This window comes from Ferrovibrio sp. GW821-FHT12B10 (assembly GCF_058807515.1).
This window is the reverse complement of the sequence record NZ_JBXAQT010000001.1, coordinates 1,932,718-1,947,271: the sequence shown is the minus strand read 5'-3', so window position 1 is coordinate 1,947,271 and position 14,554 is coordinate 1,932,718. Positions and strand designations below refer to the sequence as shown.

The 14,554-nt window shown below is 63.2% G+C and carries 18 protein-coding genes; 10 read left to right on the top strand and 8 right to left on the bottom strand.

Features of this window, described 5'->3' with window-relative positions:
* Positions 1 to 18 precede the first annotated feature (18 nt).
* Positions 19 to 570, top strand: coding sequence for an SH3 domain-containing protein (locus tag AC1RRT_RS09940; protein ID WP_493013633.1), 552 nt, complete (start codon positions 19 to 21; stop codon positions 568 to 570).
* Positions 571 to 624: 54 nt separating this feature from the next.
* Positions 625 to 1,149 carry a group III truncated hemoglobin gene (locus AC1RRT_RS09935; protein ID WP_493013632.1) on the top strand — a complete coding sequence of 175 codons (525 nt, stop codon included), beginning with the start codon at positions 625 to 627 and terminating at the stop codon, positions 1,147 to 1,149.
* A gap of 1 nt (position 1,150) precedes the next feature.
* Here AC1RRT_RS09935 and AC1RRT_RS09930 read toward each other — a convergent pair whose 3' ends face one another.
* From AC1RRT_RS09930 to irrA, 7 genes are all read right to left on the bottom strand, one after another.
* Positions 1,151 to 1,804, bottom strand: coding sequence for a glutathione S-transferase family protein (locus AC1RRT_RS09930; RefSeq protein WP_493013631.1), 654 nt, complete (start codon positions 1,802 to 1,804; stop codon positions 1,151 to 1,153).
* An 11-nt stretch (positions 1,805 to 1,815) separates the two neighbouring features.
* Positions 1,816 to 2,424 (bottom strand): pyridoxamine 5'-phosphate oxidase family protein, encoded by a 609-nt coding sequence (locus AC1RRT_RS09925; protein ID WP_493013630.1) that lies wholly within the window; start codon positions 2,422 to 2,424, stop codon positions 1,816 to 1,818.
* Positions 2,425 to 2,486: 62 nt separating this feature from the next.
* The gene (locus tag AC1RRT_RS09920) at positions 2,487 to 2,921 is read right to left on the bottom strand and encodes a VOC family protein (RefSeq protein WP_493013629.1); all 435 of its coding nucleotides are present in this window, start codon (positions 2,919 to 2,921) and stop codon (positions 2,487 to 2,489) included.
* A 74-nt stretch (positions 2,922 to 2,995) separates the two neighbouring features.
* Positions 2,996 to 3,586 carry a DUF3501 family protein gene (locus tag AC1RRT_RS09915; protein WP_493013628.1) on the bottom strand — a complete coding sequence of 197 codons (591 nt, stop codon included), beginning with the start codon at positions 3,584 to 3,586 and terminating at the stop codon, positions 2,996 to 2,998.
* A gap of 14 nt (positions 3,587 to 3,600) precedes the next feature.
* Positions 3,601 to 4,965, bottom strand: a complete 1,365-nt coding sequence (locus AC1RRT_RS09910; protein ID WP_493013627.1) for a (Fe-S)-binding protein — start codon at positions 4,963 to 4,965, stop codon at positions 3,601 to 3,603.
* A gap of 105 nt (positions 4,966 to 5,070) precedes the next feature.
* Positions 5,071 to 5,490, bottom strand: a complete 420-nt coding sequence (locus AC1RRT_RS09905) for a rubrerythrin family protein (RefSeq protein ID WP_492973622.1) — start codon at positions 5,488 to 5,490, stop codon at positions 5,071 to 5,073.
* Positions 5,491 to 5,718: 228 nt separating this feature from the next.
* Complete coding sequence (gene irrA / locus AC1RRT_RS09900; protein ID WP_493013626.1) at positions 5,719 to 6,135, bottom strand: iron response transcriptional regulator IrrA; 417 nt, start codon at positions 6,133 to 6,135, stop codon at positions 5,719 to 5,721.
* Positions 6,136 to 6,404: 269 nt separating this feature from the next.
* Between irrA and fabA the strand changes: the two genes are divergently transcribed.
* The 7 genes from fabA (at position 6,405) to AC1RRT_RS09865 (ending at position 12,291) form a co-directional block, all read left to right on the top strand.
* Positions 6,405 to 6,974: a bifunctional 3-hydroxydecanoyl-ACP dehydratase/trans-2-decenoyl-ACP isomerase gene (fabA, locus tag AC1RRT_RS09895; RefSeq protein WP_493013625.1), complete on the top strand. Its 570-nt coding sequence runs from the start codon at positions 6,405 to 6,407 to the stop codon at positions 6,972 to 6,974.
* Positions 6,975 to 7,097: 123 nt separating this feature from the next.
* The gene (gene fabB / locus AC1RRT_RS09890; protein WP_493013624.1) at positions 7,098 to 8,336 is read left to right on the top strand and encodes a beta-ketoacyl-ACP synthase I; all 1,239 of its coding nucleotides are present in this window, start codon (positions 7,098 to 7,100) and stop codon (positions 8,334 to 8,336) included.
* 46 nt (positions 8,337 to 8,382) lie between these two features.
* Positions 8,383 to 9,201, top strand: coding sequence for an enoyl-ACP reductase FabI (locus AC1RRT_RS09885; protein ID WP_493013623.1), 819 nt, complete (start codon positions 8,383 to 8,385; stop codon positions 9,199 to 9,201).
* Positions 9,202 to 9,470: 269 nt separating this feature from the next.
* Complete coding sequence (locus AC1RRT_RS09880; RefSeq protein WP_493013622.1) at positions 9,471 to 10,361, top strand: MBL fold metallo-hydrolase; 891 nt, start codon at positions 9,471 to 9,473, stop codon at positions 10,359 to 10,361.
* 104 nt (positions 10,362 to 10,465) lie between these two features.
* Positions 10,466 to 10,981, top strand: a complete 516-nt coding sequence (locus AC1RRT_RS09875) for a PAS domain-containing protein (RefSeq protein ID WP_493013621.1) — start codon at positions 10,466 to 10,468, stop codon at positions 10,979 to 10,981.
* A 27-nt stretch (positions 10,982 to 11,008) separates the two neighbouring features.
* The gene (locus AC1RRT_RS09870) at positions 11,009 to 11,644 is read left to right on the top strand and encodes a glutathione S-transferase family protein (RefSeq protein ID WP_493013620.1); all 636 of its coding nucleotides are present in this window, start codon (positions 11,009 to 11,011) and stop codon (positions 11,642 to 11,644) included.
* 71 nt (positions 11,645 to 11,715) lie between these two features.
* Positions 11,716 to 12,291, top strand: coding sequence for a PAS domain-containing protein (locus AC1RRT_RS09865; RefSeq protein WP_493013619.1), 576 nt, complete (start codon positions 11,716 to 11,718; stop codon positions 12,289 to 12,291).
* A 2-nt stretch (positions 12,292 to 12,293) separates the two neighbouring features.
* Here AC1RRT_RS09865 and AC1RRT_RS09860 read toward each other — a convergent pair whose 3' ends face one another.
* A complete protein-coding gene (locus AC1RRT_RS09860) occupies positions 12,294 to 13,442 on the bottom strand; it encodes an aminotransferase class V-fold PLP-dependent enzyme (protein WP_493013618.1) in 1,149 nt (382 codons plus the stop codon).
* A gap of 220 nt (positions 13,443 to 13,662) precedes the next feature.
* On the opposite strand from AC1RRT_RS09860, the gene AC1RRT_RS09855 reads away from it, so the two are divergent.
* Positions 13,663 to 14,547: an EamA family transporter gene (locus tag AC1RRT_RS09855; protein WP_493013617.1), complete on the top strand. Its 885-nt coding sequence runs from the start codon at positions 13,663 to 13,665 to the stop codon at positions 14,545 to 14,547.
* Positions 14,548 to 14,554 lie beyond the last annotated feature (7 nt).

Genomic DNA, 14,554 nt, shown 5'->3' with positions numbered 1-14,554 from the left:
GCGTTAGTCACGCCTGTCATGCTGTTGCGATTCGCCCTGGTCTTCAGTCTGCTTCTGCTTGGCCCCGCCTCTCACGCGCTGGCCGCCGAGGCCGCGACGCTGACCGCGCCCGCTGCCGCCAATGCCAATCCGGTGCCCGATAAGGGTATCGATTCCGGCCTGCCGATCCCGCGCTTCGTCAGCCTGTCGTCGGACAAGGTGAATGCCCGCACCGGCCCCGGCTCGCGTTACCCCATCGCCTGGCAGTACCAGCGCCGCGGCCTGCCGGTCGAGGTGGTGGCGGAGTACGAATACTGGCGCCGCATCCGCGATCATGACGGTACCGAAACCTGGGTGCACAAGAACCTGACGTCGGGCAAGCGCTTCGCCGTCGTCGACGGCACCGTGCGCTCGCTCTACAAGAAGGCCGACATCGCCACCGACGTGCTGCTGACCGCCGAACCCGGCGTGCAGGCGCGCGTGCGAAAATGCCCAGACCTGGCCTGGTGCCAAGTGGAAATCGCCGGTACGCGTGGCTGGATTCCCCGCCAGCATCTCTGGGGCCTCTACGCCAACGAGACTTTTGACTGATCTGCGACACCGCGTCGCGCCCGGATGGCAGTCAGCCGCCCTATCTTACCGTCCATGATCGAGGAACCCGACAGCACCCCGGATAGCACTCTGGAGCAGCGCCAGGCGCGCCGCGCGGCGATCTCGCCCGGCGCCCATGCCGGTGTGGACGAGGCGATGGTGCATGCCGTGGTGCATGGCTTCTATGACCGCATCCGCAAGGATCAGCTGCTTGGACCGATCTTCAACACTGCCATCCAGGATCGCTGGGACCATCACCTGAGCAAGATGGTCGATTTCTGGTCCTCGGTGCTGCTGATGACTGGCCGCTATGAGGGCCGGCCGATGGCGGCGCATCTCAACCTGGACCACAAACGCGGCGAAGCCGGCATGCCGCGCCTGGACGAGCCGCATTTCCAGCATTGGCTGTCGCTGTTCCGCGAAACAGTCGCCGCGCTCTGTCCACCCGAAGCCGCCGCGCTGTTTGTGGCGCGCGCGGAAAAGATTGCGCAGTCCTTCGTGATGGGCATCCGCTTCCATCGCGGCCAGGAGCCCGACTGGCTCGGCCCGGCACGCAGCGAACCGGTGAAACCGGCTTGATCTAATTATCCTTGGCGTAATGCGTCAGGCGCTTGCCGGGCAGCAGGTCGTAAGCCGGCTTCCAGCCGGGCAGCGCCGCAATGCGCTGCAGCCATGCTTGAATCGCCGGATGGCTGACGGCGAAATCGTAGCCGGTCTCATCGCTCGGATAATGCAGATAGGCCATCATCGAGAAATCGGCCACCGTCGGCTGCGCGCCGGCGGCGAAGGCCGAGCCCTGCAGATGCTGATCCAGAATGCCGAGGAAGTCGTCGAGACGCCGGCGGAAGTATTTCAGCACCTGCGGATCGGGATTGGGCGTGAAGGTCCGGTGAAAGCGATAAGTCGCCATGTAGCCAGTGAGCTTGTGGTTGTCCCAGAACAGCCAGCGCAGCACCTCGAATTTTTCCGCGTCGCTCTCACCGCCAAACCGTCCGTACCGTTCTGTCAGCTTGAGCAGGATCGGCGCGGTCTGGGTCAGCTTCACGCCGTCTTCCTCCAGCACCGGAATCTCACCCATGCCGTTGACGTTGTCGCGCCATTCCTTGGTGCGAGTAACCCCGCCGCCGAAATCGGTCCAGACCGGCTCGAAATGCTGGCCACAGAGCGTGAGCATCAGGGCGAGCTTGTAGCTGTTTCCCGATTCGGGAAAGTAATGCAGGCGATAGGCAGGCATTCGTCACACTCTCAGTACAGACGGTTCTTGTAACCTTCTTCGATAATTGCCTCGACCGCTGCGACCTCCAGGCCGGCAACCTGATCGGCGATCACCTTGCCTAAACTGGGGAAGCTGCTGCGTGGCACATGCTTGTCGGGGTTCCACAAATCCGAGCGCATCATCGCCTTGGCGCAGTGGAAAAACACCTCGCGCACGGTGATCTCCAGCGCCGAACTCGGCGCCTTGCCCTGCGCCGTCATCGGTTCCAGCCGGGCCGGATCGGTGATCACCTTGGCGCTGCCGTTGACCCGCAGCGTCTCGTTGATGCCCGGCACCAGGAACAGCAGCCCGACCTGCGGGTGCTGCACGATGTTGCGCAAGGAGTCAATCAGATTGTTGCCGCGCCGGTCGGGCAGCAGCAGTGTGCTGTCGTTTTCCACATGCACGAAGCCCGGCGCATCGCCGCGCGGCGAGCAGTCGGCGCCATCCGGCCCGCTGGTCGACAGCGCCAGGAAAGGCGACAGCGCAATGAAGGCTTTGGCATGCTTGTCCAGCCGCGGGATGATCTTGCGCCGCACGGTGTCGTTCGGCTCGGCATAGCAGTCGCGCAGGGCGGCTTCGGTGGTCAGGGCGGTCATGGCAGTCTCCGATGCGAGACTGCCAGTCTGGCCATTTGCGATGGAAAGGCCAACCTCTTTCCTTAAGGCGGCGGCATATCCGCCTCCATCACCACGCTGGGCGCGGACCGTTTGGACGGGCCATGGAACACCGCCTCGATATTGTTGCCGTCGGGATCGAGCGCGAAGGCGGCGTAATAGCCCGGATGGTATTTGTCGCGCGGGCCCGGCGCGCCGTTGTCGCGGCCGCCGGCCGCCAGCACCATCTGGTGGAACCGCTGCACGGCTGCTTGGTCAGCGGCCTGGAAGGCGATGTGCGCGCGACCGGTGATGTGGAAATCCTTGTGGGCCTCGGCCGTGCTGACAAACAGCTCGTCCATATAGAAGAAGCCCGGCCCTTCGCCCTCGATCTTCAGGCCGAGCGCACCGAAGGCTGCTTCATAGAAGCGGCGTGATGCTGCCAAGTCTTTCACCACAAGCTGGACATGGTCGATCAGCCGGCCGCGATGGAACTGCATGGATGTCTCCTTCCGCAATCACCCTCGCGCCGTTAACTCCCGGCGGGACAATTTGATCCGGAAAGAGCAGGATTTTAGGCGAAATCCCCAGCGAGACTTTCGCGCACCGGCTCGGGGATCACGGCGATATGGCCGTAATTGGCATGCTCGACTGCCAGCAGCACGCGGGCGCCGGGCGCCTTGAAAGCCGCCACCTGTTCGGCCGTGAAGGGGAAGCGCAGGAAATGCACCGACGAGGTCTTGCCGTCCTCGCGGTTGCGTTCGGCGTCGTCCTCGGGGATTCCACGCACCTTGTGCGGCCCGAATTCCAGCAGCACCTGCTGGTCTATATTGGTGAGCTGGTTCAGCACCACCGGGCGGCGCACCGGATCGTCGACCTCGATCATGAAGGTGCAGACCAGCTCGCTGCCCTTGGGGACCAGCGGCTCATAAGCCGACAGCTCGTCCTTCAGCTGCTCGTCACCGCCTTTTTCGATGAACAACATCTCCTGGATCTGCCACCACATGGTGGCGTAGTTCTCGAAATAGAAGGTGGCGAACGGGCCGACGCCGACGCGACGGTTCTTCTTGATCGCAACGATCTCGGCGCGCCTCTCCTTGCGGACCTTTTCGAAGTCGGCCATGGAAAGAATGTCGGCGGGCGTGATCGTGGTTTTGAGACTCATCGCATCAATCCCGATTAAAGCAATCCATAGGCTTTGGCGAATAGCTCCACCGGATGCTCGGCCTTGGCCGGCAGGCTGAAGCCTTCCTTATCCTTGCCTTCGCGCTCCATGCCCTGGCGGATATGAATACCGGCCAGTGGGCATTCCGAGGCGATATGCGCCTTGTTCTCCTTCACGGCCGTGCGCATGACCGGCTTGCCCACCTTCATGCCGACCTCGAAGAACTCCTTGCGCACGCCCCAGCTGCCGCCATGGCCGGCGCAGCGTTCGATGACGGCCAAATCCTGGCCCGGCTTCATCTCGGGAATCAGCTTCAGCATTTCGACCGCCTTGTTGCCCATGTTCTGCGCGCGGGCATGGCAGGCCAGATGCAGCGTGACGCCGCCCTCGATGGGCTTGAGCCCCGGCGCGAGGCCATCTTTCTTGGCGATATCGACGATGTATTCCGAGATGTCGAAAGTCGCCCGGGCCAGCTTCTTCACCAGCGGATCGTCCGGCAGAATCAACGGCCATTCGAATTTCAGCATCAGCGCGCAACTCGGCACCAGCGCCACGATGTCGTAGCCCTGATCGATCAGCGGCGAGAAGGCCTCGGCCACCACGCGCGCCTTGCTTGCCACATCGGCAATGTCGCCCTGCTCCAGCCGTGGCATGCCGCAGCAGCCGGGATACTCCACCCGCAACTCGACGCCGTTATGGGCGAGAATCTTCTGCGCGGCGACGCCGATATCGGGATTGTTGTAGTTGCCGAAGCAGGTGGCGTAGATCGCCGCCTTGCGTTTCCCGAAGCCGGGCGCTTCGCGGTTGATCGCCGCCGGATCGCTCTTGGCGCGTGCCACCAGCGTCTTGGCATGGAATTTCGGTAGCTCGGCATCCTTGTGGATGTCGGCGACGGCTTCCATCAGGCCGCGCGTGAGCCCGTTGCCGCGTTCCGACGCCCAGTTGGCGATGGGTGCGGCCAGGCCGGCCAGCTTGCCGTTGCGGTCGGTCTGCGACAGCTGGTCGCCGATCATGTCCTTGTGGCCGTGATGCCGCTCGGCTGCACGGTAGCGCAGCATCAGATGCGGGAAATCGAGATTGAACTCGTGCGGTGGCACATAGGGGCACTTGGTCATGTAGCACAGGTCGCAGAGCGTGCAGGCATCCACGATGGGCTTGAAATCTTTTGAATCGACCTCGTCCAGCTCGCCGGTCGGCGAGGCATCAACCAGATCGAACAGGCGCGGGAAGCTGTCGCAGAGATTGAAGCAGCGGCGACAGCCGTGGCAGATGTCGAGCACACGACGCATCTCGGCGTCGAGCTTCTCCAGGTCGTAGAAGTCCGGATTGTTCCAGTCTATCGGGTGCCGGGTCGGCGCCTCGAGGCTGCCTTCGCGCATGATCATGCTCCCAGGGCAAACAGGTGCGTCTGACGTGCTGATCACCCGCAGGGCAGCAGCGTGAGCTGCGCCCTGCGGATCGTCACGTCACCAGTGCGGTGGGAATCAGCCCAGCGTGTCGAGCGCCTTCTGGAAACGACCGGCATGGCTCTTCTCGGCCTTGGCCAGCGTCTCGAACCATTCGGCGATCTCGTCGAAGCCTTCCTCGCGGGCGGTCTTCGCCATGCCGGGATACATGTCGGTGTATTCGTGGGTCTCGCCGGCGACGGCGGCCTTCAGGTTGTTCGAGGTCTCGCCGATCGGCAGATCGGTGGCCGGATCGCCAACTTCGGCCATGAATTCCAGATGGCCATGGGCATGGCCGGTCTCGCCTTCCGCAGTCGAGCGGAACACGGCGGCGACGTCGTTGTAACCCTCAACGTCGGCCTTCTGGGCGAAATAGAGATAGCGGCGGTTGGCCTGGCTTTCGCCGGCGAACGCATCCTTCAGATTGCCGTGGGTCTTGCTGCCTTTGAGTGCGGGCATGGCTGGCTCCTTTTTTATTCCTTCCCTGCGCTGCCGGTCTCGGGCCCAGATGAGATGGCGGGGTCCGCCGGCAGGCATTCCGCCTCCACATCGCGGCTGCCATGGGGCGACAGCGGACGGATTCGGAACGTCGCGATTATGAACCGCAACCGGAAGCCGTCAAGCTACTTTGGAATAGTTCTAAAAGTTGAGAACCGCTCGCAGTGCGAGGGCTTTAGCGCTGGAAGATCAGCCCAGGCGGACGATGACGTCGACGCGGGCGATCTTGGCGCCTTCGGGCGCCTCGGGCAGACGGGCGACCGCGATTTCCGCTTCCGGAATGTCGCGCAGCTCGCCGGTGCGCTCGTAATAGAAGTGATGATGCGGCGCCAGGTTGGTATCGAAATAGGCCCGGCCGCTGTCGACCGTCACCATGCGCAGCAGGCCGGCGGCGGTGAACTGGTGCAGGCAATTATAGACCGTGGCCAGCGACAGGCGCGCGCCACGACCCGCCGCTTCGGTGAACAGGCTTTCCGCCGTCACATGGCAGTGGCCGCGTTCGAACAGGATTTCGGCCAGCACCAGCCGCTGCCGCGTGGTGCGCAGGCCAGCAGCCTGCAGCCGCGCGGCGGCTGGCTTGAAGCGGCTATCGATCACCTTGGTCATACGCCTGCATATATAACAGGAGTTGGTCGCAGGCCACCGATTTGTCGGTATTGGTGTAATTTCTCCCAAATAATTGATTTCAATAACCAATTAGTCCGACCGCGAACTTTTCCGGCTCCCAGGGGCCAGGTGATCGCGCCATTGTAACAAGATGCAACGAAACTGTTGCGGCTGGCCGGGGGATCACTACATTGTGCCCGGAAGGCGATGGCGGGCCCGCGACTTAAGCGGAATCCGCCACATAAAATGCGCCGGAGACCGGTCCGATCATGGACCTGCGGAAAGGCGCCAGACGGGTTGAGGATTTCACGATCGTGGAACAGAAGAACAGTTACAGCTACGAGGATCTGCTGGCTTGCGCACATGGCAAGCTGTTCGGCGAGGGCAATGCCCGCCTGCCGCTACCCCCGATGCTGATGATCGACCGCATTGTGAAAATTGTCAGCGATGGCGGCAAGTACGGCAAGGGCGAGATCGAAGCCGAACTCGACATCAAGCCCAACCTCTGGTTCTTCCCCTGCCATTTCGAAAACGACCCGATCATGCCGGGCTGCTTAGGGCTGGATGGCATGTGGCAGCTCATCGGTTTCTTCCTCGGCTGGACCAAAGCGCCGGGCCGTGGCCGCGCGATCAGCGTCGGTGAAGTGAAGTTCTCCGAGATGGTGACGCCGGCGGCCAAGAAGATCACCTACAAGATCGACATCAAGAAGCTGCTGCTGCGCAAGTTCGGCATCGCGATCGCCGATGGCACGATGTTCATCGATGGCAAGCCGGCCTATGAATGCAAGGACATGCGTGTCGGCGTGTTCCCTGACGGCCTGGCCCCCGCCGCTGCCTGATCGGCCGCATATAACCGCTTGCCGCATTCCGACAGGATGATTCGGACGGCCGGGAATTTATTGAAAGCAATGTCATTGCGGTCCGCCCTGCGCGGAACGGCCGCATAACAGGAGCCCTACGCCATGCGTCGCGTCGTCGTTACCGGTCTCGGCATCACCTCCTCCATCGGCAACAATGCCGAGGAAGTGGCCGACAGCCTGAAGGCTGGTCGTTCCGGCATCGTGTTTGCCGAGGAATACGCCAAGCTGAATTTCCGCAGCCAGGTGCATGGCACGGTGAAGATCGATCTGGAGGCCGCCATCGACCGCCGCCAGAAGCGTTTCATGGGCGATGGCGCGGCCTATGCCTATCTGGCAATGGAACAGGCGATCGCAGATAGCGGCCTTGAGGCCGGAGACATCATCAACGAGCGCACAGGGCTGATCGTCGGCTCGGGCGGCGCGTCGACGCGTAACCTGGTCGCCTCGGCCGACATCACCCGTGAAAAGGGCGGCCCGAAGAAGATCGGCCCCTTCATGGTGCCGCGCGCGATGTCGAGCACCTGCTCGGCCGTGCTCTCCACCGCCTTCAAGATCAAGGGCGTGAACTACTCGATCAGCTCCGCCTGCTCGACTTCGGCGCATTGCATCGGTAACGCCGCCGAGCTGATCCAGCTCGGCAAACAGGACATCGTTTTCGCCGGCGGCGGCGAGGAGCTGGACTGGACCTTGAGCTGCCTGTTCGACGCCATGCCGGCGATGTCATCCTCCTTCAACGCCACGCCCGACAAGGCCTCGCGCGCCTATGACAAGGATCGCGACGGCTTTGTGATCGCCGGCGGCGGCGGCATCCTGGTAGTCGAGGAACTGGAACACGCCAAGGCGCGCGGCGCCAAGATCTATGCCGAACTGGTCGGCTATGGCGCGACCTCCGATGGCGCCGACATGGTGGCCCCCTCGGGCGAAGGCGCGGTGCGCTGCATGAAGCTGGCGCTGGCGGAAGCCGGCCGCGGTGCCGGCCACAACGCGCCGATCGACTATATCAACACGCACGGCACCTCGACGCCGGCCGGCGACATCACTGAGCTGAACGCCATCAAGGAAGTGTTCGGCGATGCCGTGCCGCCGATCAGCTCGACAAAATCGCTGACCGGTCACTCGCTCGGCGCCGCCGGCGTGCAGGAATCGATCTACTCGATCCTGATGATGCGCGACAATTTCATCGCGGCTTCGGCCAATATCGAAAACCTTGATCCTGGCGCCGAGGGCTTTCCCATCGTGCGTGCGCGTAAGGACAACGTGACGCTGAACCGCGTGATGTCGAACTCCTTCGGCTTCGGCGGCACCAATGCCTCGCTGATCTTCCAGCGCTACGACGCCTGACCTCACCCGCCTCAAATTTAACGATACAAAAAAGAACAGACCAGACATGACCGATACGCGTGCATTGATGAGCGGCAAGCGCGGCCTCATCATGGGGGTTGCCAACGACCATTCCATCGCCTGGGGCATCGCCGAGATGCTGCACAAGCATGGCGCGGAACTGGCTTTCACGTACCAAGGCGACGCCTTCGAGCGCCGCGTGCGGCCGCTGGCCGAGAGCATCGGTGCGAAAACCGTCGTCCCTTGCGATGTCGAAGACGAAGCTTCGATGCGCCAGACCTTCGAGACGGTGGCCAAGGCGTTTGGCGGCCAGATCGATTTCGTGGTGCATGCCATCGCCTATTCCGACAAGGAAGAGCTGAAAGGCCGCTATCTCAACACCACGCGCGGTAATTTCGGCCGCTCGATGCTGATCTCATGCTACTCCTTTACCGAAGTGGCGCGCCTCGCCCAGCCCTATATGACCAAGGGCGGCTCGCTGATCACGCTGACCTATGAAGGCAGCACGCGCGTGATGCCGAACTACAACGTGATGGGCGTGGCCAAGGCGGCGCTGGAAGCCAGCGTGCGGTACCTCGCCGTCGATCTCGGCCCGCAGAATATCCGCGTCAATGCCGTGTCGCCCGGCCCGATGCGCACGCTTGCCGGTTCGGCCATCGGCTCGGCCCGCGCCACTTTCAAGTTCACTGCCCAGCACAGCCCGCTGCGTCGCAATGCCTCGCTCGAGGAAGTCGGCGGCACGGCGCTGTTCCTGCTCAGCGATCTGGGCGCCGGCGTCACCGGCGAAGTGATCCATGTCGACAGCGGCTTCCATGCACTCGGCATGCCCAATCCGGCCGATCTCAACGGCAACGCCACAGAATAAAGCAGGCATGACCGCAGGCGGGTGCAACCTGCCTGCGGCGTTACCTTTTCTTTAAGTAGACGGCGGCCGACCGCAGGAAGGCTGGGACAGCTCCGTTTGCTCGCGCAGTCCTCCGCAGCCGGAGCGTGATGCAGCGCAAACCCTCACTCATTCTGGCTGATCACCGAAAGTTGGCCTGCATCGCGGCCCGGTCCGCTCTACCCTGTCGTCTCCGGCACAACAACGGTCACAAACGCAGGCCGGTTCATAGACAGGGAACGGGGACAACCATGAAACGGATTCTGACCATCGCCGCCGGCTTGGTGCTTGCGGCAACTGCCGTGATGCCGGCGCGTGCGCAGCAGCCGGCGCGCCCACCGATCGCCACCACCAAGGTGGAAGGCACCGACAACGTCTACATCTTCCGCAATGGCAATCACCAGGCGATGTTCGTGGTGACATCGGCAGGCGTGATCGCCACCGATCCGGTCGCCTATGGCAAGCCGACCGGCGGACAGGATTACCTGAACGAGATCCGCAAGGTGACCGACAAGCCGGTCAAATACGTGATCTACAGCCATCATCATTTCGACCACATCGCCGGCGGCAAGGCCTTCAAGGATGCCGGCGCCGTTTTCATCGCGCATCGCCGCGCCAAGCAGCGCCTGGTGCCGCTGAAGGATCCGCATACCGTGATCCCCGATGAGATCGTCGACGACAAGGGCCGCACCATCACACTGGGCGGCACCAAGATCGAGCTCAGCTATCATGGCCTCAATCATTCGGACTCGACGCTGGTGATGCGCCTGCCCAAGGAAAAGATCATCTTCGTGGTCGACACCATTCCGGTCGGCGCAGTGCCCGGGCGCGGCATGATCGATTTCCATCCGGTGGAAACCGAGGCCTTCATGAAAAAGATGCTGGCCATGGACTGGACCCGCATGATCCCTGGTCATCCCGGCCCGAACGATCGTCTGGGCACCAAGGACGACGTGCGCGCCCAGCTGGAATTCCTGCAGGATGCCTCGGCCGAGATGAAAAAGCTGGCCCAGGATGGCAAATGCTGGGACACCGCCGAGAAGGAATTCAAGTTGCCGAAATATGAAAGCTGGCCCGGCTATGCCAACAACCTGCCCTTCGTCGCCCGGCGCTATTGCGGCTATTGGGGTCGCGGTACCTGATTTCAGGCCTGTAACCTGCGCTGATTTGCGCGGGCGCTGACAATTGAACCGATGGCCCGGGCGGCTATGCTGCCCGGGCTTTTTTTAATGTCAGCCTCGCCAGTATGGACCGCTCGCTCGACACTCTTCTTGCCGATATCGACCTGCCCGGCCACCGCGCCGTGGCTGAGCATTGGCTGTCGCTGTTCAGCCGCGACCGCCAGATTCCCACGCTGGCCGAGATCGATCCACTGAACTTCCCACGCGCGCTGTCCGATGCCTGGATCGTCGACGCCACCGATGACGGCCGGTTCCGCTTCCGCCTGATGGGCGAAACCCTGGTGGCCTGGTATGGTCGCAGCACCAAGGGCCTCTATTACGAAGACCTGTTCCCGCCGGCCGTCGTATCGGTGCTGATGGAACAGTCGCGGCAGGTTCTGGAACGGCCCTGCGCCGGTTTTCAGCGCGTGCACACCAATGTGCCCGACATCCACATGCCGCGCTCCTTCGAGCGCCTGACCCTGCCGCTGCGCGACAAGACCAGCGGCCGCGTGCGGCATATTCTGGGCAATTCGATTTTCAACCGTGATCCGGAAGGCCACCTGGCGCCGGAAATAAACTACTGGTATCCGATCGTCTGACACCCGGGAACGCGAGAGGCCTGCTGCATGCTGAATCTCTATTACGCCCCCAATACCTGCGCCCTCGCCTCGCATATCGCCCTGGAAGATGCTGGCGCGACCTACACTACCACTCGCATCAGCTTTGCGACCGCCGACCAGAAGAAGCCCGCATTCCTGGCGCTCAACCCTAAGGGCCGCGTGCCGGCGCTGGTGACGGAGCGCGGCGTGCTGACCGAGACGCCCGCTATGCTGGCCTTCATCGCGCAAAGCTATCCTGCCGCAAGGCTTGCGCCGCTCGACGATGCTTTCGCCTTCGCCCAGGTGCAGGCCTTCAACAGCTATCTCTGCTCCACCGTCCATATCTCGCATGCCCATCGCATGCGCGGTTATCGCTGGGTCGATGCCGAAGACGCCGTCTCGATTGCCGCCATGCAGCGCAAGGTGCCGCAGAGCGTCTATGAAGGGTTTGCGCTGATCGAGGACGGCATGCTGGCCGGTCCCTGGGTGATGGGCGAGACCTATACGATCTGCGACGCATACCTCTTCACGCTGGCGCAATGGCTGGAGGCCGATGGCGTCGACATCACACGCCTGCCGCGCGTGATCGATCACCGCAACCGCATGGCCGCGCGACCCTCCGTCCAACGCGCACTTGCGGCAGAATCGCAGGAAGCCGCCTAGCGCAGACCATAATTCCGATTGCCAGCCCCGCCATTGCGCCGCAGTATTGCAATGAGAGGATTGGGACGGGCATGGCGAACGACTTCAATTCCCTGCTGAGCGCAATGACGTTGCCGGCGCATCAGGCGCTCGTCCGTCACTGGCTCGACCTTTATGCCGCGACCGGCAATCGCATTCCCCCGATCACCGCCATCGATCCGATCAGCCTCGGCCGACATCTGCCGGAAATCTGCATTCTCAATCACGAAGGCGGCAACAAGTTCCGCTTCCGGCTGGCCGGTGGCAGCGTCAACGATTTCTATGGCCAGGATGTGCGGCAGAAATATCTCGGCGACCTGATCGAATCGCCCACCCGCGAGCGCCTGTTCGACATGGCCCATGCGGTGCTGCAGCCGCCGTGCGCCATTCTGCACGGCCTGAGCAGCATGCTGCCGCAATGGAATTATTCACTGGCGCTGCAGCGCATCAGCCTGCCGCTGGCTGACGGCACCGGCGCGGTGAAACATATCATCAGCGCCACGGTGTTCTTCCGCTACAGCCGCGACGATACCCATGCCATGGTCAATGCCGATTATCAGCACCGTTATCGCATTCCGCTGGCCGATGATATCGACGGCAGCGATAGCGTCAGCGGCATGGCCGGCTAGCTCTAGAGCGATGCCTTCAACACGCTGAACAACCGGTCGATATCCGCATCGGTGTTGTAGAGATGCGGGGTCACCCGCATCGACTTGCCGCGCACGCTGACAAAGACATTCTCAGCCGCCAGCTTCGCCGGCAGGTCGGCCGGCACGCCGGCGGGGAAACGCAGCCCCAGATAATGCCCGGCGCGTCGGTTGGCCGCCACGCTGTCCAGCCCCAGTTCGGCGCGGGCGCGCTCGGCCGTGCGATCGTTGCGGCCTTTCAGCGTCGCATAGATGCGCGCGGTGCCCCAGTCGAGCAGCAGCTCCAGCGAGGCTTTCGCCGCCGGCGTCAGCGCGAAGTTGCTGCGCTCGCCCACATCGAAGCGGCGCGCGCCCGGCTGGAAGTCCGACTTGTAGTCGACCAGGCCGGCAAAGTCCTCGGAGTCCTTGCGCGCGATCCAGTTATGCTCGACGGGCGCGCCAGACTGCCAGCGCGGCGCCACATAGAGATAGCCGAAGGAATACGGCCCCAGCATCCACTTGTAGCCGCCCGCGACCAGGAAATCGGGCTGGATCGCCTTCACGTCGAACGGCATCACGCCCATCGACTGCGTCGCGTCGATGCACAGCGCCGCGCCCACCTTGCGGCAGGCCGCACCGATGGCGACGAGATCGAGCAACCCGCCATCGGTCCAATGGCAATGCGGCAGGGCGACAATTCCGGTGCGGCTGTCGATCCGCGCCAGCACCAGCGACGTCCAGTCGTCGTCACCGGGGCGCGGGATGTTGATGAACTCGGCCGACGCCTGCTTGGCCAGCTCGATCCAGGGATAGATGTTGGAGGGAAACTGTTCGGCCAGCGTGATGATGGTCTGGCCTTTTCTCAACGGCAGGATATTGGCCGCCACCGCCATGCCGTAGGACACCGACGGCACGATGGCGATGTCGTCCGCCGTGGCATTCACCAGCGTTGCGAACAGCCCGCGCACGGCTTCGGACTCGGTGAAGAAATCGACTGGACGGATCGTCCATGGCCTCTGCTTAGCGCGCATGCCGGCCTCGCCGGCGGCCACCGCGACCTTGGGCATCGGCCCCATATAGGCGCTGTTCAGGTAGGCGATATCGGCCGGGATATCGAACAGATGGCGTTGGCTGGGCAGAAGCTGGTCGGTCATGGCGAGAAGGTCCCGGTTCTGAAATCGCGAAACTGCCTAACGGTGCCTGCGGCATGCTGTCGAGGGCGGAATTGCAGCCGGACAATGACGCCTCACGCTAAGCTGTTGGTAATCCTATCCGCGCTGAAATGCATCCCGACAATTTTCTGCTGGCCTGCGCGCAGGCGCGGCGGCACTCTGCGCCAAATCATAAAGGTTTTGCCTTCCCCCAAGGAATCTCATGTCTGTTCCGCATGTTGCGCTTGCCGTCCTGATCGCCGCGATCTGGGGCTTCAATTTCGTCGTCATCCGGCTCGGCCTCGACGCCTTCCCGCCGCTGCTGTTCAACGGCCTGCGCTTTGCCGTGGCCAGCCTGCCCTTCCTGCTGATCTTCCGCAGCCCGGGCGTGTCCTGGCGCTGGGTGATCAGCACCGGCCTGGTGCTGGGCGTGATGAAGTTCAGCCTGCTGTTCATCGCCATGGCACATGGCATGCCGGCCGGCATGGCTTCTGTCGTGATGCAGGCGCAGGCACTGTTCAGCGTGGTCTTCGCAGCCTTACTGCTGCAGGAGCGACCCGGCGCGATGCAGTGGAGCGGCATGGCGATCGCCGCCGGCGGCCTGGCCGTGATCGGCCTCGACATGGGTGTGGGCGCATCGCTCGTCGCCTTCGGCCTGGTGATCCTGGCGGCGGCCTGCTGGGGCTTTGCCAATATCCTGACCCGCAAGACGGCCGCGCCGCGGCCGCTGGCCTTCATGGTCTGGGTCAGCGCGGTGCCGCCATTGCCGATGTTCGGCCTGTCCTGGATTTTCGAGGGCGAAGCCGCGATCACCACGGCGCTGCAGTCGCTGGATGCGCGCGGCATCATGGCGGTGCTCTATATCGGGCTGCTATCCACCACGGCCTGCTTCGCCGCCTGGAGCTTCCTGCTGCGGCAGTACAAGGCGAGCATCGTTGCGCCGTTCACCCTGCTGGTGCCGGTGTTCGGCCTGATCAGCGCCGGACTCGTGCTGGACGAGACGCCATCCGCCGTGAAGCTGGGCGGCGCGGCGCTGATCCTGCTTGGTCTGATGGTGAATGCCGGCCTGCTGAAGCGGCTGCTGCCGACAGCGAAAATCGCGACCTAGAGCTTAC